At 68.8% G+C, this 15,296-nt stretch carries 15 protein-coding genes and 1 tRNA gene; 9 read left to right on the top strand and 7 right to left on the bottom strand.

What is annotated here, in order from left to right:
* Nucleotides 1-15 precede the first annotated feature (15 nt).
* From CNE_RS09750 to CNE_RS09770, 5 genes are all read left to right on the top strand, one after another.
* Nucleotides 16-399, top strand: coding sequence for a hypothetical protein (locus tag CNE_RS09750; RefSeq protein WP_011615476.1), 384 nt, complete (start codon nucleotides 16-18; stop codon nucleotides 397-399).
* A gap of 22 nt (nucleotides 400-421) precedes the next feature.
* Nucleotides 422-769 (top strand): ArsC family reductase, encoded by a 348-nt coding sequence (locus tag CNE_RS09755; protein ID WP_013956973.1) that lies wholly within the window; start codon nucleotides 422-424, stop codon nucleotides 767-769.
* 19 nt (nucleotides 770-788) lie between these two features.
* Nucleotides 789-1,952 carry a succinyl-diaminopimelate desuccinylase gene (gene dapE, locus CNE_RS09760; protein WP_013956974.1) on the top strand — a complete coding sequence of 388 codons (1,164 nt, stop codon included), beginning with the start codon at nucleotides 789-791 and terminating at the stop codon, nucleotides 1,950-1,952.
* A 26-nt stretch (nucleotides 1,953-1,978) separates the two neighbouring features.
* A complete protein-coding gene (prmB, locus tag CNE_RS09765) occupies nucleotides 1,979-2,872 on the top strand; it encodes a 50S ribosomal protein L3 N(5)-glutamine methyltransferase (RefSeq protein WP_013956975.1) in 894 nt (297 codons plus the stop codon).
* 377 nt (nucleotides 2,873-3,249) lie between these two features.
* Nucleotides 3,250-4,512: an MFS transporter gene (locus CNE_RS09770; protein ID WP_013956977.1), complete on the top strand. Its 1,263-nt coding sequence runs from the start codon at nucleotides 3,250-3,252 to the stop codon at nucleotides 4,510-4,512.
* Between the two features lie 6 nt (nucleotides 4,513-4,518).
* Here CNE_RS09770 and CNE_RS09775 read toward each other — a convergent pair whose 3' ends face one another.
* Nucleotides 4,519-5,841 carry a HipA domain-containing protein gene (locus CNE_RS09775; RefSeq protein ID WP_013956978.1) on the bottom strand — a complete coding sequence of 441 codons (1,323 nt, stop codon included), beginning with the start codon at nucleotides 5,839-5,841 and terminating at the stop codon, nucleotides 4,519-4,521.
* The gene (locus tag CNE_RS09780; RefSeq protein ID WP_013956979.1) at nucleotides 5,834-6,154 is read right to left on the bottom strand and encodes a helix-turn-helix domain-containing protein; all 321 of its coding nucleotides are present in this window, start codon (nucleotides 6,152-6,154) and stop codon (nucleotides 5,834-5,836) included. Before CNE_RS09780 ends, CNE_RS09775 begins: the two co-directional genes overlap by 8 nt.
* Nucleotides 6,155-6,483: 329 nt before the next feature.
* Between CNE_RS09780 and CNE_RS09785 the strand changes: the two genes are divergently transcribed.
* The 3 genes from CNE_RS09785 (at nucleotide 6,484) to CNE_RS09795 (ending at nucleotide 9,289) form a co-directional block, all read left to right on the top strand.
* Complete coding sequence (locus CNE_RS09785) at nucleotides 6,484-7,500, top strand: tripartite tricarboxylate transporter substrate binding protein (RefSeq protein WP_013956980.1); 1,017 nt, start codon at nucleotides 6,484-6,486, stop codon at nucleotides 7,498-7,500.
* Between the two features lie 65 nt (nucleotides 7,501-7,565).
* Nucleotides 7,566-9,116 carry a class I adenylate-forming enzyme family protein gene (locus CNE_RS09790; protein ID WP_013956981.1) on the top strand — a complete coding sequence of 517 codons (1,551 nt, stop codon included), beginning with the start codon at nucleotides 7,566-7,568 and terminating at the stop codon, nucleotides 9,114-9,116.
* 96 nt (nucleotides 9,117-9,212) lie between these two features.
* A tRNA-Val gene (locus CNE_RS09795) sits at nucleotides 9,213-9,289 on the top strand.
* Nucleotides 9,290-9,353: 64 nt separating this feature from the next.
* Here the strand turns inward: CNE_RS09795 and CNE_RS09800 are convergent.
* From CNE_RS09800 to CNE_RS09810, 3 genes are read right to left on the bottom strand one after another with little or no spacing between them, the layout of a single operon-like run.
* Nucleotides 9,354-10,502 carry a CaiB/BaiF CoA transferase family protein gene (locus CNE_RS09800; protein WP_013956982.1) on the bottom strand — a complete coding sequence of 383 codons (1,149 nt, stop codon included), beginning with the start codon at nucleotides 10,500-10,502 and terminating at the stop codon, nucleotides 9,354-9,356.
* 14 nt (nucleotides 10,503-10,516) lie between these two features.
* Nucleotides 10,517-11,530 (bottom strand): NADPH:quinone oxidoreductase family protein, encoded by a 1,014-nt coding sequence (locus CNE_RS09805; protein WP_013956983.1) that lies wholly within the window; start codon nucleotides 11,528-11,530, stop codon nucleotides 10,517-10,519.
* 11 nt (nucleotides 11,531-11,541) lie between these two features.
* Complete coding sequence (locus CNE_RS09810; RefSeq protein WP_013956984.1) at nucleotides 11,542-12,537, bottom strand: Bug family tripartite tricarboxylate transporter substrate binding protein; 996 nt, start codon at nucleotides 12,535-12,537, stop codon at nucleotides 11,542-11,544.
* Between the two features lie 243 nt (nucleotides 12,538-12,780).
* Here CNE_RS09810 and CNE_RS09815 point away from each other — a divergent pair, with 243 nt between their 5' ends.
* Nucleotides 12,781-13,680 carry a LysR family transcriptional regulator gene (locus CNE_RS09815; RefSeq protein ID WP_013956985.1) on the top strand — a complete coding sequence of 300 codons (900 nt, stop codon included), beginning with the start codon at nucleotides 12,781-12,783 and terminating at the stop codon, nucleotides 13,678-13,680.
* 12 nt (nucleotides 13,681-13,692) lie between these two features.
* On the opposite strand, the gene CNE_RS09820 is transcribed toward CNE_RS09815, so the two are convergent.
* Nucleotides 13,693-14,655 (bottom strand): phosphatidate cytidylyltransferase, encoded by a 963-nt coding sequence (locus tag CNE_RS09820; RefSeq protein ID WP_013956986.1) that lies wholly within the window; start codon nucleotides 14,653-14,655, stop codon nucleotides 13,693-13,695.
* A complete protein-coding gene (locus CNE_RS09825) occupies nucleotides 14,652-15,290 on the bottom strand; it encodes a lysophospholipid acyltransferase family protein (protein ID WP_013956987.1) in 639 nt (212 codons plus the stop codon). Before CNE_RS09825 ends, CNE_RS09820 begins: the two co-directional genes overlap by 4 nt.
* Nucleotides 15,291-15,296: the final 6 nt, after the last annotated feature.

Here is a 15,296-nt window from a genome sequence, read left to right on the forward strand (position 1 = left end):
CTGGCCAGGCTGAACATGCCTTCCCTCCGCAAGCGACTCATGGCCCTGGATCCCACCACCGTCAGTACCGTGCTCTCCCTGCTGCCCACCATTCTCGAGCAGGCCAACAAGACCATCGAGAAACTGAAGAAGAACAAGCGCAAGGATGGAACGCCGGAAGGCGCAGTGGCCGACACGCGTGATCCCGCCGCCCGTATCGCCGAGCTGGAAGCCGCTGCCGTGCAGCAGGCCGAGGCCGTCAAGCTGCTGGCCGAGCAACATGCCATCACCATCGACGCACTGCGCAAGGAAGCCGCCCGGCTGGACCGCCGCCTGCGCCTGATGACCGCGGTGGCCATGGGCGGCGTGGCGCTGGGCCTGGGCGGCCTGGTGATCGCGCTGAACCTGCTGTTCCGCTGAATCCAATCCATCAAGACTAGCCATGACCGTCCTGCTCTACGGCATTCCCAACTGCGATACCGTCAAGAAAGCCCGCACCTGGCTGGATGACAACGGCGTGGCCTACAGCTTCCACGACTTCAAGAAGCAGGGCGTGGATGAAGCCATGCTGCGCGGCTGGCTGAAGCACGTGCCGCTGGCGACGCTGCTCAACCGCAAGGGCACCACCTGGCGCGCGCTGTCGGACGCCGACAAGGCCCGCGCCGAACAGGAAGCCAGCGCGATCGCGCTGATGCAGCAAAGCCCGTCGCTGATCAAGCGCCCGGTGCTGGCCCACGATGGCAAGGTGATGGTCGGTTTCTCCGCCGACCAGTACGCCGGCCAGTTCTGATTTCCATTTCCGTAGTCCGATGACCGCCACCCTCGCCGCCACCCTCGCCCTCACCGAAGACCTGATCCGCCGCCGCTCCGTCACGCCCGCCGACGAAGGCTGCCAGGCCATCCTGGAAACCCGCCTTAAGGCGCTCGGCTTTGACTGCGAAGCGCTCGTCAGCGGCCCCGACGATTTCCGCGTGACCAACCTGTGGGCGGTCAGGCGCGGCACGCAGGGCAAGGACGGCAAGCTGCTGGCCTTTGCCGGCCATACCGACGTGGTGCCGACCGGCCCGCTGGAGCAGTGGCATTCGGACCCGTTCGAACCGACGCACCGCGACGGCAAGCTGTACGGCCGCGGTGCCGCCGACATGAAGACCTCGATCGCCGGATTCGTGGTGGCGGTGGAAGAGTTCGTCAAGGCGCACCCTGCGCATGCCGGCTCGATCGCCTTCCTGATCACCAGCGACGAGGAAGGCCCAGCGCACGACGGCACCATCAAGGTGGTCGAGGCCCTGTCCGCGCGCGGCGAGCGCCTGGACTACTGCGTGATCGGCGAGCCGACCTCGGTCGACACGCTCGGCGACATGGTCAAGAACGGCCGCCGCGGCTCGCTGTCGGGCAAGCTCACGGTCAAGGGCATCCAGTGCCATATCGCCTACCCGCACCTGGGCCGCAACCCGATCCATGAAGCCGCGCCGGCGCTGGCCGAGCTGGCCGCCGAGGTCTGGGACCAGGGCAATGAGTACTTCCCGCCGACCAGCTGGCAGATGTCGAACATCCACGGCGGCACCGGCGCCACCAACGTGATCCCGGGCCACGTCACCATCGACTTCAATTTCCGCTTCTCGACCGCCAGCACGCCGGAAGGCCTGAAGGCGCGCGTGCATGCGATCCTGGACCGCCACCAGCTCGAATACGCGCTGGACTGGACCCTGGGCGGCGAGCCCTTCCTGACCCCGCGCGGCGAGCTGTCCGACGCGCTGTCGTCGGCGATCGAGGCCGAGACCGGCGTCAAGACCGAGCTGTCGACCACCGGCGGCACCTCGGACGGGCGCTTTATCGCCAGGATCTGCCCGCAGGTGATCGAGTTCGGCCCGCCCAACGCCAGCATCCACAAGATCGACGAGCACGTTGAAGTGCGCTTCATCGAGCCGCTGAAGAACGTTTACCGCGGCGTGCTGGAACGTCTCGTCGCCTGATTTTTTTCGCCGAAAGACACCCATACATGGCAACGCCCTCTCCCCTGCGCACCGTGCGCGACCTGCTGCGTCTCGCAGTCTCGCGCTTTACCGCCGCGCGCCTGTCCTTCGGCCACGGCAGCGCCAATGCCTATGACGAAGCCGCCTACCTGGTGCTGCATACGCTGAACCTGCCGCTCGACACGCTCGACCCCTTCCTGGACGCGCGCCTGCTGCCCGAGGAAGTCGATGCCGTGCTCAAGGTCATCGACCGCCGCGTCAATGAGCGCGTGCCGGCCGCCTACATCACGCACGAGGCCTTTATGCACGGCCTGCGCTTCTACGTCGATTCACGCGTGATCGTGCCGCGCAGCTTTATCGGCGAACTGCTGCAGGACGGGCTGGAGCCGTGGGTCGGCGAGACCGACAGCATCGGCCCGGTGCTGGAGCTGTGCACCGGTTCCGGCTGCCTGCCGATCGTGGCCGCGCACGTCTGGCCGAACGCGAAGATCGACGCTGTCGACATCTCGCCCGACGCGCTCGCCGTGGCACGCCGCAACGTGGCCGACTACAAGATGGACGACCGCATCCGGCTGTATGAGGGCGACCTGTACGCGCCGCTGCCGCATGGCGCCACCTACGACGTGATCCTGACCAACCCGCCCTACGTCAACGAAGGCTCGATGCAGGCGCTGCCGCCGGAATACCTGGCCGAGCCGCGCATCGCCCTGGCCGGCGGCGACGACGGCATGGACGTGGTGCGGCGGATCATCGCCGGCGCCAAGGCGCGCCTGAACCCGGGCGGCGTGCTGGTGGTGGAGATCGGCAACGAGCACGCCAACGTGGAAGCTGCGTTCCCCGAGCTGGAAATCGTCTGGCTGCCGGTCAGCGCGGGGGATGAGCAGGTATTCCTGCTGACCTACGACGCCCTGCCGGGCTGAGTAGACAGGCAGGCCTGCTCGCCTGCCGTGCAATCTGGGCGAACACCGGCCACGCGCCGACCATGCTGACCGCGCACGCTCTACACTCACTGCTAGGCACCACGTTCGGTCTTGTCACCGAACCGTCCGAGCGTGGCAGCGGCAGGACCGACTTCCTGCCGCCTGTCACCTGGCAGCCGCTGCGGTCGACCCGCATCCTGCATGTACGCACCGATGCAACCGGCCACTCGCGCAGGTGCGCCTGTGCATTTCCTCCGATAACAACAACAGCGTGCTCGCTCCGCAGCCGGTGCAGTGGCAAACCCTGCGCCCGCTGGTAGCGGCCGAGATCGCGCAGTACCGAGACTACGCGGCCCGAACAGGCCGCCGCTGAAGCCGTGACCGCCAGCAACGCCCGCCTCCCCGGTTCGCCCGACGCCCTGCCCGCCCATGCCCCGGCAGCGCACGCCGCGCGCGGTATCGCCCTGCTGACGTTCGCCTTTGCGCTCAGCCAGTTCTTCCGCTCCTGCCTGGCGGTGATGGCGCCCGAGCTGCAGCATGATTTCGGGCTGTCGCCGGCGGGCTTTGGCGCACTGTCTTCGTCGTTCTTCCTGGCCTTTGCCGTGGCGCAAATCCCCGTGGGCGTTGCCTTCGACCGCTACGGCGTGGGGCGGCCGACCGCGCTGCTGCTGGCGGTGGGCGCCGTGTCGTCGATCCTGTTCGTGCTGGCGCCCAACGGCGCGGCGGCCACGCTGGCGCAGGTGGGGCTGGGGCTGGCGTGCGCGCCGGTCTTCATGGGCCTGCTGCATTTCGCCTCCGAGCAGCTGTCCGAGCGCGACTACACCCGCGTGGTCAGCCGCTCCAATGCCATGGGCATGATTGGCGCGCTGTGTGCCACGGCGCCGCTGGGCTGGGCCATCTCGCTGATCGGCTGGCGCCCGTCGATGGCGATATCGGCGCTGGGCATGGTCGCGGCCTGCTATGGCGTGTGGCGCTTCGTGCGCGACCAGGGCCATGCCGAGGCCCGCAGTGCGTCGTGGCCGGCGATGCTGTCGGAAAGCCTGCAGCTGCTGAAGCTGGCGCCGTTGTGGACGCTGATTCCGCTGTGCGTGGCAATGTCCGCCGGCACCGCCTTCCGCAATGCCTGGAGCGGCCCCTACCTGGCCGACGTGTTCGGCCTGGGCTCGGCGCCGCGCGGGGTGGCGCTGGCGCTGCTGAGCCTGGCCGGCTTCCTGACCGCCTTCCTGCTGCCGGTGCTGGTACGCCGCAACACGCTCAAGACCGCCATCGCCGGCTGGTCGTGCTTTGCCATGTCGGGCTCGTTCCTGCTGGCGTTATGGCCGGACAGCGGCATCGGCTACGGCGTGGCGATGATGGCGCTGCTGTCGACCATCGGCATGCTGCACCCGCTGGTGATGGCGCAGGGCCGCGGGCTGGTCCCGCCGTCGCGGCGCGGGCGCGGGCTGGGCCTGCTCAACACCTTTGTGTTCCTGGGATCGGCGCTGACGTCATGGGGCTACGGGCTGATCGCCAATGCCGGCCATGTGCGTGGCTGGCCGCTGCCCTCCACCTATGCGGCGATCTTCCTGTCCGCGGGCCTGCTGATTGCCGCCGCACTGGTGCCCTACTTCTTCAGCCAGCCGCACCCCACCAGTCATTAGCCAGACTCAGGCCGCGGAAAGCGCCCGCACCATGTCGGCGATGATGGTGAAGCGGATCACGCGCAGGCATGCCAGTTCGCCGGCAAACCCGCCGGTGAGCGCCGGGCGCTCCCGCGCCATGGCCGCGTTCTGTTGCTCGGCCTGCTCATAGAGCGCCTGCGCGGCCAGCCCGATGCCGCGCAGCATGGCGTCCAGCCGCCGCTCGGCGGTCACGCCGGTTAGGCCCAGCGCGCGCCCTGCCTCCAACACCAGCGCGCGCGAGAAATCGCTGTAGAACTCCACCCCCAGCACCGGCCAGGCAAAGCGGTGCGCCTGCGGCCAGCCGGTCTTGTCATAGGTGCGGGTGGCGTAAGCCGCCTCGCTGAGCAGGTCGTAGAACGGCGCCAACGCGATGCCGGCATCGGACACCAGGAAGCTCAGGTTCTTCAGGTGCGCATCCGAATTGCCCACCAGGATGTTGAACACCAGCCAGTCGAACAGCCGTGCACGCGCCACCGCTGGCGCGCGGCATAGCGTTGCCAGTTGCGCCAGCCGCTCGACGCTGCCCTGGTCGTACTTGAAGGTGCGCGGCAGGTTCAGCAGCTGGCAGGCATCGATCGCATGCAGCCGCTGCCACTGCCCGTGCTGCGTGAGGTGGCGATCGAAACGGTCGATCAGGTAGACCGGCGACGGCACATAGCGCCGGTACACCGGCGGCACCTCCAGCTTCAGCCGCACGGCCAGCGACATCACGAACCACTCGTTGATGACCGAATGCGGATAGATCTCCTGCATCTGGTGGGTCGGCTTCAGGATATGCGTGGACGGCGTATCCGCGCCGGGCTCGAACAGCGCGCCGTCCTGCAGCACCACCGCCAGCTTGTGCTGGGCGCCGGCCAGCGACATGCGCTTGACCGCGCCATGTGTAAGCGGCACGCTGGGCAGGCTGTGGATGCGGGCGTCAAGCGCGGCGTCGCTCAAGTGGCGCAGGGCCGGCGCGGTGGCCGGCCCGCGGCCGGGCGGCAGCAGCGTCAGCGAGCCCGCCGATTCCGCCCCATAGTGCGCCAGCAGGGCAAAGGCATCGGCCTCGTTGCGGATGCTGGCATCGCGTGCCAGCAGCGCACGCTGGCCGTCCTCGGGCAGCAGGTTGTCGAAGTACCACTGCACCGGCCGCATCGTGCTGCCATCGGCGAGCGCCTCCGGCTGCAGCGGCAGCGCCGGGCTCAGGGCGAAGGCGTGCGGGTTGCCCAGCCACGCCGCGTCATAGCGGAACGACCAGGCATCGCTGGCCTCATGTAGCTCGCCCACCGGCGTGCCGTTGATGCTGGCGACCAGTACGCGCTCAGCCATGCTGGTCGCCTCCCTTGACCGCTGCGCGCCGGTTGCGGCTACGCGCCTGGCGCTGCCTGAGCTTGGCCAGCTCGGCCGCTACCAGCGGTGCCGCCGCCTCCGGCATGTCGACCACCACGCGCAGGCCAAGCCCTTCCAGCACCTGGAACAGCTTGCCCCACTGGATGCCTTCGGCCCCGTTCTCCACGCGCACCATGAAGTTCTCGCTGACGCCGATGGCGCCTGCGGCATCGTCCTGGCGCAGGCCTTGCGCCTTGCGGGCAGCGCGCACGAAGGCGCCGATATCGCCGGGTTCGGTGAGGGTCACTGGCACAAAAATCTCCTTGATTGCAAAGACTTTAGTGTCTTCAGGCGGGAAAATCAAGAAATCTCCCTGATTGCAAAGATTCAAGCCTCTGATCGCGACCCACCGCAAAAATCTCCTCATTCACAAAGATTATTGCTGTAGCGGGCAGCCGGACAGACACAACGAATCGCGCCGGTGCCGCCGTACCGCTTCGCCAGCAAAAAGCCAGACTTATCGATTTAAGAATTCCGCTGGCGGGCTTACACCTTTACCGTTTGTGACACCAACATCCCAGCCCGACTTGGCGACAAGGGACAACGGCTGCGCCCGCGGCCGACACAACGAGGAGACAACTGATGGCATCCCTGATCGCATCCCGGCGCCCCGCTCGGGGGCGCCGCGCATGGCTGGCCGGCATGCTGGCCACGGCCGCCATGGTCACCACCGCCGCCTTGCCGTCCGGCGCCAGCGCGGAAACCTGGCCATCGCGCCCGATCCAGCTGCTGATTCCCTATCCGCCGGGCGGCAGCGCCGACCTGCTGGCGCGCCCGGTCGCCGCCAAACTGCAGGAGCGCCTGGGCCAGCCCGTGGTGCTGGACTACCGGCCCGGCGCCGGCGGCACCATCGCCAGCCAGGCGCTGGCGCGGGCCAAGCCCGACGGCTACACCCTGATCATGGTGCTGGCCGCCCATGCCATCAATGCCAGCCTGTACCCGAAGCTGCCCTATGACACACGCAAGGACTTCGCGCCGGTCTCGCTAGTGGCCAACCTGCCGATGATCCTGGCTGGGAGCCCTTCGCTGCAGGCCACCAACGTGAAGGAGCTGATTGCCGAGGCCAAGGCCGCGCCCGGCAAGCTGACCTTCGCCTCGGCCGGCAACGGCAATACCGGCCACCTGGCGGGGGAGCTGTTCGATTCCGTCGCGGGCATCAAGATGACCCACGTTCCGTACAAGGGCAGCGCACAGGTGGTGACGGCAATGCTGTCGGGCGAGGTCCAGCTGACCTTCGACAGCATCTCCACCACCCTGCCGCACGTGAAGAGCGGCAAGCTGCGCGCACTGGCCGTGACCGGCAGCCAGCGCGCCGCGGTCGCGCCCGAGGTGCCGACGCTGGCCGAGGCCGGCGTGCCGGGCATCAGCATCACCGGCTGGTACGCGGTGCTGGCACCGGCCGGCACGCCGCAGCCCGTGATCGACCGGCTCAGCACCGAGATTGCCACGGTGCTGCGCCAGCCCGAACTGAAGGCCACGCTGGCCGCCAACGGCTATGAGCCGGTGGGCTCGACGCCCGCCGCGCTGCGCACCCATATCGACGCCGAGATCAACCGCTGGAGCAAGGTGGTGAAGGAGTCCGGCGCACAGATCCAGTAAGTCTGCTTCGATCCATCATCGCTCTTCGGGTGCGCCACGCTGGCACCCGCATCTCCTTGCCGAACATGACCCAACCGACCCCGCTTCTACGCCCCTTCACCACCATGTCCGTGCTCGTGCGCGAGCACGCCACGCAGCGCCCCGCACAGCGCGCCCTGATGCATGGCGAGCGCGTGCTCGACTATGCCGGTCTAGATGCCGCCATGGACCGCATCGCCGCGGCGCTGGCCCGCGACGGCGTGCGCCCCGGCGAAGCCATCGCCATCTGCGCGTCGTCCTCGATCGAATACGCCGCGGTGTACCTGGGCGCGGTGCGCGCCGGCGTGGTCGTGGCGCCGCTGGCGCCGTCATCCACGCCGGACAGCCTGGCCGGCATGGTTGCCGACGCGGGCGCGCGCATCCTGTTCGCGGATGCCACCGTGGCCGACGTGCTGCAGCCCGTGCGCGGCCAGCTGGCCGCCACGCCCATCGTCACGCTGGACGGCAGCGACGCAGGCCAGCCGTACCAGGCCTGGCTGGCACCCGCCGGCACGCCGGTGACCGAGCCCGGGATCCGCCCCGAGATGCCGCTCAACATCATCTATTCCTCCGGCACCACCGGCACCCCCAAGGGCATCGTGCAGTCGCACGGCATGCGCTGGGCCCATGTGTCGCGCGGCGCCGCCACCGGCTACGGCACGCATGCCATCACGCTGCTGTCGACGCCGCTGTACTCCAACACCACGCTGGCCAGCTTCTTCCCGACCATCGGCCTGGGCGGCACGGCGATCCTGATGACCAAGTTCGATGCGGGCCAGTACCTGGCGCTGGCACAGCAGCATCGCGCCACGCACACCATGCTGGTGCCGGTGCAGTACCAGCGGCTGCTGGCACATCCGGAGTTCGACCGCCATGACCTGTCGTCCTTCCAGCAGAAGTTCTGCACCAGCGCGCCGTTCAGCCCCGCCCTGAAGGCCGAAGTGCTGCGGCGCTGGCCGGGCGCGCTGACCGAGCTGTACGGCATGACCGAAGGCGGCGGCGGCTGCCTGCTGTTCGCCGACCAGTTCCCCGACAAGCTGCATACCGTGGGGCGCCCCGCCACCGGTGCCGATGTGCGCATCATCGACGACGAGGGCCGCGAGCTGCCGCCCGGCAGCACCGGCGAAGTGGTGGGCCGCTCGGCGGCGATGATGAACGGCTACCACAACCAGCCGGAGAAGACGGCCGAGACCGAATGGCATGACGCGCAGGGCCAGCGCTTTATCCGCACCGGCGATATCGGCCACTTCGACGAAGACGGCTTCCTGGTGCTGATGGACCGCAAGAAGGACATGATCATCTCGGGCGGCTTCAACATCTACCCGAGCGATCTCGAGGCGGTGGTGCGCGAACACCCGGCGGTGGCAGACGTGTCGGTGGTGGGCGTGCCGTCGGAGCGCTGGGGCGAGACCCCGGTGGCCTTCGTCGCGCTGCGCGCCGGCGGCGGCGCCACGGCGCAGGACGTGCTGGCCTGGGCCAACCAGCACCTGGGCAAGACCCAGCGGCTGGCCGCGATACATGAGGTGGAGAGCCTGCCGCGCAGCGCCATCGGCAAGGTGCTCAAGCGCGAACTGCGCGACCGCATCACCGGCGCCTGACGCGCCGCGCACGGCACAAGCGCAGGCATCCACGCAAAAAGTTCGCGGGGGTGCTTGCGCAATCGAAAAGGCGTCTCTATAATTCTCGCCTTCGCTAGGCTCGTAGCTCAGCTGGTTAGAGCACCACCTTGACATGGTGGGGGTCGTTGGTTCGAGTCCAATCGAGCCTACCAACGCACAACGGAACACGGACGGTACGCATTGCGCACCGTCCGTTTTTCTTTTCCGGCGCCGGTTTCAGCTGCCGATGCCGAACTCCGCCAGCACCGCTTCGGTATGCTGGCCCAGCGCCGGCGCATTGCCTGCCGGCCGTTCCGATCCTGCCATGCCTGGCAGGTTGGCCCACGGCACTTCGCCGATCCCTGCCAGCGGCAGCCGGCCGAACACGCCCGCCTGCGCGCATTGCGCGCTCTCCAGCAGGTCCCGTGCATGGCCCACGCGCGCGAACAGCACATCGTGCTCGGTCAGCAGCGCATCCCAGTGCGCCAGCGGCTGTGCGGCAATGGCCTGCGCCACGCGCCGGACCAGCTCCGCCGCGCGCGGCAAACGGCCGGCGCTGGTGTGCAGCGTGATATCGGCCAGCCAGTCGTCGAAACCCAGCAGCGTTGCCAGCCGCACGAACATGGCGTCGTTGAGCATGCTCAGGTACAGCCGGCCATCGGCCGCATCGAACAGCCCGGTGGGCGCATTGGCCACGGCCAGCTCCGCATCGGGGAACATGGCGTCATCCACCATCAGGTAAGACTGCAGCGCGGCACTGGTCTCCAGCAGTGACAGCCGCACGTGCCGGCCGCGGCCGTTGCGGGCGGCCTTGTACAGCGCTGCCGACGCATGCTGGGCCGCATAAAGCCCGGTGCTCAGGTCGACCATGTAGAAGGCAATGCGGCGCGGCTGGCCGGCGCTGTCGCGGTTCAGGTGCATCAGGCCGCTGAAAGCCTGCATGGTGGTGTCCACCGCCGGCATGTTCGCCATCGGGCCGGCATGGCCGTAGCCCGAGATCGAGACATAGACCAGCGCCGGGTTGCGCGCGGCCAGTGCCTCGTAGCCAACGCCCATGCGCTCGGCCACGCCGGGGCGGAAGTTCTGGATCACCACGTCGGCCTGCTGCGCCAGCCTGGCGATGGCGGCCCGGCCGCTGCCGCTGCGCGCGTCCAGCAGTACGCTCTCCTTGCCCGCGTTGCAGGCGACCGCAATCGCGGTCTGGCCGGCGCGGATGCGCCCCATCTGCCGCGACCAGTCGCCGCCAGGCGGCTCCACCTTGATCACGCGCGCACCCTGCTGGCGCAGGATCAGGCCGCAGTACGGGCCGGCGATGCCCTGGCTCAGGTCTAGCACGGTCAGGCCGTCGAACATGGCATCTTCCGTTGCCGCTTGTGCATGGTGCATGTCGTGCTCTCCGTTCAGATATCCAGCATGACCTTGCCGATGGCGCGGCGCGACATCGTGGTGTCGACGGCGTTGAGCCAGTCGCTCAGCGGGAAGTGCTGCAGCACGGGCGGTGCCAGCTTGCCGCTGGCTGCCGCCTGCATGATCTCGGCCACCATCGCCTGCACCCTCTGCGCAAAGCGCCGGCGCTCGTCGGTCAGGCCCCAGCCGATGTAGTAGCCGTAGTTGAAGCCGATCAGGGTCAGGTTCTTCACCAGCAGCAGGTTGGCCGGCACCTGCGGGATACGCCCGCTGGCATAGCCGATCGACAACAACCGCGCGCCCGGCGCAGCGCAGCGCAGCGAGGCGTCGAAGAGATCGCCGCCGACCGGATCGAACACCACGTCGGCCCCGCCCGCGGGGCACAGCGCCTTGACCGCTGCCGCCAGCGTGGCCGCGTCGGACGGCAGCGCATGCGCGGCGCCGTTGCGCAGCGCCGCCTCGCGCTTGGCCTCGGTGCTGGCAGTGGCGATCACGCGCGCACCCATCAGCCGGCCCACCTGCACCGCGGCCGTGCCCAGCGCGCCGCTGGCGCCATGGACCAGCATGGTTTCTCCCGGATGCAGCGCGGCGTGCCACGCCAGCGCCGCCCAGACCGTGCCATAGGTGACGGGCAGCGCGGCCGCCTGCGCCAGCTCCAGCCCGTCAGGCACCGGATAGACCGTGTCGGCCATGGCCACCACTTCCTCGGCAAAGCCGCCCCAGTCCAGCGCTGCGGCCACGCGCTGGCCCGGGTGCAGCCGCGTGACATCAGGCGCCACCTCGATGATCTCGCCCGCGGCCTCGGTGCCGGGCGTGAACGGCAGCGGCGGCTTGCGCTGGTACTTGCCAGACACAAACAGGCTCAGCGCAAAGCCCACCCCGGCATGCCGCACGCGGATGCGCACCTGGCCGGGTGCCAGCGGGCGGCGCGGGATGCGTTGCAGTTCCAGCTCGCTCCAGTGGCACCAGCGGGAGCAGACCAGCCCCAGGTAATCGTTTGCTTGCATCGGCACTCCTGTCATTCGAGCGTGATGCCGACATCGCTGATGATGCGGCTCCATTTGTCGCGGTCGTTCTTCATCACCGTGGCGAAGGCTTCCGGCGTGCCGCCGACCGGCACCAGGTTCAGGTCCTGCATCTTCTTCGCGATCTCCGGCAGGCGCACGATGCGCGCGACCTCGCGCGACAAGGCATCGACCCGTGCCTTGGGCACGCCGGCGGGGAACACCAGCCCCATCCACGCATCGGGCTCGAAGCCCTTGTAGCCGGCCTCCCGGAAGGTCGCCACCTTGGGCAACAGCGCCGAACGCTCCGCGCCGGCGATCGCCACCGGCACCAGCTTGCCGCCCTGCAGCAGCGGCATGGCCGTGCCCACGGCAATAAAGCCCAGCTTCACATGGCCAGCCGCCAGGTCGGTGGCCAGCGGCGCGCCGCCCTTGTAGGCGACGTGTTCCATCTGCAGCCCGGCCTCGCGCTTGAGCAGCTCACCCAGGATATGGCCGGTCGTGCCCGCGCCATACGACCCATACGGATACTTGCCGGGATTGGCCTTGAGCAATGCCACCACCTCCGGCAGCGTGCGCGCCGGGAAGTCCGGCGACACCGCCAGGATGGTGGACGAGATCGCCACCTCGCTGACCGGCGTGAAGTCCGCGATCGGGTCATAGCCGATACCCCGATACAGCGACGGATTCTGCACGTGCGCGGTGAAGGTCAACAGCGCGGTGTAACCATCCTTTGCCGCGCGGGCGACGTACTTGGTGCCCGTGGTGGTGCCCGCGCCAGGCTTGTTGTCGACAATGACCGGCTGGCCCCAGCTCCTGGTCAGCTCCTGCCCGATCAGCCGCGCCACGGCATCGTTCACATTGCCCGCCACCGACGGCACCACGATGGTCAGCGGGCGCGAAGGATAGGGCTCGGCAGAGGCGGGATCGGCGGCGCAGACTGCCGCCGGGATGGCCGCCAGCAGCATGGCGGCCACGGCTGCGCGCAGCCGTGCGGAACGGTGTTGCATCGGTGTGTCTCCTGTCCTTGCTCCCTTCTGTGGTGCCCGCGGGAGTGCGGTGCGCGAGGGATGCCAACGCAGTCTAGGCCAGCACCCCGCCCGGCGTGATTCCCGCGCGGCACGGGTCAAGTCCTGCCAGGCATGGCGCAGCGCCGCATTGCCCTACCCCTCCCCCGCTGACACGGCGAAGGCAATGGGCGGCGCTACAATGGCTCGCACCGTCCCCGCGCCATTGCAGCGCCGTCACGCCCCATGCGATTCGAGGATCTTGAAGCTTTCCTGGTTGTCATCGAGCAAGGCAACCTGCACCGCGCCGCCGACACCCTCGGCATGACCCAGTCCGGCCTGTCCAAGACGCTGGCGCGGCTGGAAGGCGAAGCGGGCATGCCCTTGTTCGAGCGCACCCCGCGCGGGCTGGTGCCGACCAGCGTGGGCCGCACCCTGGTCGCCCATGCGCGCCGGATCTCGCTGGCCGCGGGCGACATGCGCAATGAACTGGCCGAGCAGCGCGCGGCGCGCGCGGGCACGGTGCGCCTGGGCGCCATCCCCTACCTGCTGCCGTCGCTGCTGTCGCCGCTGCTGGCCCGCTTCTTCCTGAGCCGGCCGCTGGCCACGTTTTCGATCGAGACCCACCTGAGCGCGCGCCTGATGGCGATGCTGCAGAACGGCGAGGCCGACCTGATCCTGGGCGCGCGCCCGACCAGCCTGCCGCCGGACATTGCCTGGCTGCCGCTCGGTCCGCTGACCATGCAGATCGTGTCCCGCACCGGCCATCCGCGCCGCGAGGCCTTCCGCACGCTGGCCGACCTGAGCGGCGAGCGCTGGGTGGTGCCGGCCAGTTCGCTCTACCTGCGCCAGTGGCTGGAGGAACGGTTTACCTCGGTCGGGCTGCCGCCGCCGCGCGTGGCAGTGGAAAGCACGGCGTCGCCGGTGGCCTTCGGCGAGCTGCTGCGGCACTCGGATCTGCTCGGCATCATGCCGCCGCGCATGCTGCGCCAGGCCGAGGGCCAGGGGCTGGCCGCGATCGAGGCGCCGGGCATGTCGTGGCAGCATGAGCTGGCCGTGCTGTGGCGCGCCGATGGCTACCTGTCGCCGATCTGCCAGGACTTCCGCGATGCGGTGGTGACGTGGTGCGAGGAAATGGAGCTGTAAGGGCCGGGGTGCTCAGGGCACCCACCAGTAGCGGGTGATATGGAAGAACACCGGCGCGGCGAACACCACCGAGTCCAGCCGGTCCAGCATGCCGCCGTGGCCCTGGATCATATGGCCCCAGTCCTTGATGCCGCGGTCGCGCTTGATCGCCGACATCACCAGCCCGCCCAGGAAGCCCATCAGCGCAATCACCAGCGCAATCGCGCCTGCCTGCCACGGCGAGAACGGCGTGATCCACCACAGCGCCGCGCCCAGCGCGGTGGCACTGGCCACGCCGCCGACAAACCCCTCGACGGTCTTGGATGGCGACAGCAGCGGCGCGATCTTGTGCTTGCCGCACAGCTTGCCCCACACATACTGCAGCACGTCGCTGCCCTGCACCACGATCACCAGGAAGGCGATCAGCAGCAGGTTGCGGCCTTCGAAGCCCGGGATCGGCAGCGTCAGAAGCGCCGGCACGTGCGAGATGCAGAACACGCACACCATCACCGCCCACTGCACCCCGGCGCAGCGCTCCAGGAAGCGCGTGGTCTCGGACGACAGCGCCGCAAGGATCGGCAGGATCAGGAAGGCATAGACCGGGATCAGGATCGAGAACATGCCGTACCAGCCGATATAGACCAGCACGTACTGCAGCGGCAGGAACACGAAGAAGGCGGCGACGATGGCGTGATGGTCGCCGCGCCGCGTGGTGATGATGGTGACGAACTCGCGCAGCGCGAAGAACGACAGCAGGTAGAACAGCACGATCACCGCGGTGCGCCCCAGCGCAAAGGCCGCGCCCATGATGCCGATCATCCACCACCAGGCCCAGACGCGCTGCGCCAGGTTGTCGATCACCGCGTGCTGGCCGCCGCCCGCCACCCGCCAGCGCAGCAGCGCGGTCACCGTGGAGGCCAGCAGCAGCACGCCGAACAGGCCGCCGAACAGCAGCCAGGTCTCGGGGCTCCAGTGCAAAGTGGGCATGGCGGTCATTCCAGCTCCGGGGCAAGCGCGAGCAGGCCGTCGCGGCAGCGCGCAAGGAAGGCTTCCTTGCTGTCCTCGGCGGCCAGCAGCACCGGCTGGCCGAAGGTCACGGTGCACAGCAGCGGCACTGGCACGACTTCGCCCTTGGGCATCACGCGGTTGAGGTTGTCGATCCACACCGGCACGAACTCCACCCCGGGGCTGGCCCGCGCCAGATGGTAGATGCCGCTCTTGAACGGCAGCAGGCGCGCGTCGGTGGTATTGCGCGTGCCTTCGGGAAACAGGATCAGCGAGTCGCCGGATGCCAGCGCGCCGTGCATCAGCGCCACCGGGTCGCTTCCCGGGTCATTTCGCGGGTCGCTGCGGGTGCGGTCGATCAGCAGCGCGTGGAATACATCGCGGCCGATAAAGCGCCGCAGCGGCGATCGCTCCCAGTAATCGGCACCGGCCACCGGGCGCGTGACCGTGCGCAGGTCGGGTGGCAGGCAGCCCCAGATCAGCACGAAGTCGCCGTGGCTGCTGTGGTTGGCAAAGTAGACGCGCAGCACCGCGGCGGGGATGCAGCCCTGCCAGTTGGCGCGCATGCCGGTCAGCAGCCGGGCGAAGACGATGATGGCGCGCGCGGTCGCGCGGGCAAGCCACATGGTTGG

The sequence above is a fragment of the Cupriavidus necator N-1 genome (assembly GCF_000219215.1).
Classification (GTDB): Bacteria; Pseudomonadota; Gammaproteobacteria; order Burkholderiales; family Burkholderiaceae; genus Cupriavidus; species Cupriavidus necator.

What these genes read in the sequence shown, in the direction of transcription:
- CNE_RS09785 (WP_013956980.1), top strand. Translation starts at nt 6,484, where the DNA reads ATGGCATCCCTGATCGCATCCCGGCGCCCCGCTCGGGGGCGCCGCGCA.
- CNE_RS09750 (WP_011615476.1), top strand. Translation starts at nt 16, where the DNA reads ATGCCTTCCCTCCGCAAGCGACTCATGGCCCTGGATCCCACCACCGTC.
- CNE_RS09775 (WP_013956978.1), bottom strand. Translation starts at nt 5,841, where the DNA reads ATGGCTGAGCGCGTACTGGTCGCCAGCATCAACGGCACGCCGGTGGGC.
- CNE_RS09790 (WP_013956981.1), top strand. Translation starts at nt 7,566, where the DNA reads ATGACCCAACCGACCCCGCTTCTACGCCCCTTCACCACCATGTCCGTG.
- CNE_RS09800 (WP_013956982.1), bottom strand. Translation starts at nt 10,502, where the DNA reads ATGCACCATGCACAAGCGGCAACGGAAGATGCCATGTTCGACGGCCTG.
- CNE_RS09815 (WP_013956985.1), top strand. Translation starts at nt 12,781, where the DNA reads ATGCGATTCGAGGATCTTGAAGCTTTCCTGGTTGTCATCGAGCAAGGC.
- CNE_RS09805 (WP_013956983.1), bottom strand. Translation starts at nt 11,530, where the DNA reads ATGCAAGCAAACGATTACCTGGGGCTGGTCTGCTCCCGCTGGTGCCAC.
- CNE_RS09825 (WP_013956987.1), bottom strand. Translation starts at nt 15,290, where the DNA reads ATGTGGCTTGCCCGCGCGACCGCGCGCGCCATCATCGTCTTCGCCCGG.
- CNE_RS09820 (WP_013956986.1), bottom strand. Translation starts at nt 14,655, where the DNA reads ATGACCGCCATGCCCACTTTGCACTGGAGCCCCGAGACCTGGCTGCTG.
- CNE_RS09810 (WP_013956984.1), bottom strand. Translation starts at nt 12,537, where the DNA reads ATGCAACACCGTTCCGCACGGCTGCGCGCAGCCGTGGCCGCCATGCTG.
- CNE_RS09755 (WP_013956973.1), top strand. Translation starts at nt 422, where the DNA reads ATGACCGTCCTGCTCTACGGCATTCCCAACTGCGATACCGTCAAGAAA.
- dapE (WP_013956974.1), top strand. Translation starts at nt 789, where the DNA reads ATGACCGCCACCCTCGCCGCCACCCTCGCCCTCACCGAAGACCTGATC.
- prmB (WP_013956975.1), top strand. Translation starts at nt 1,979, where the DNA reads ATGGCAACGCCCTCTCCCCTGCGCACCGTGCGCGACCTGCTGCGTCTC.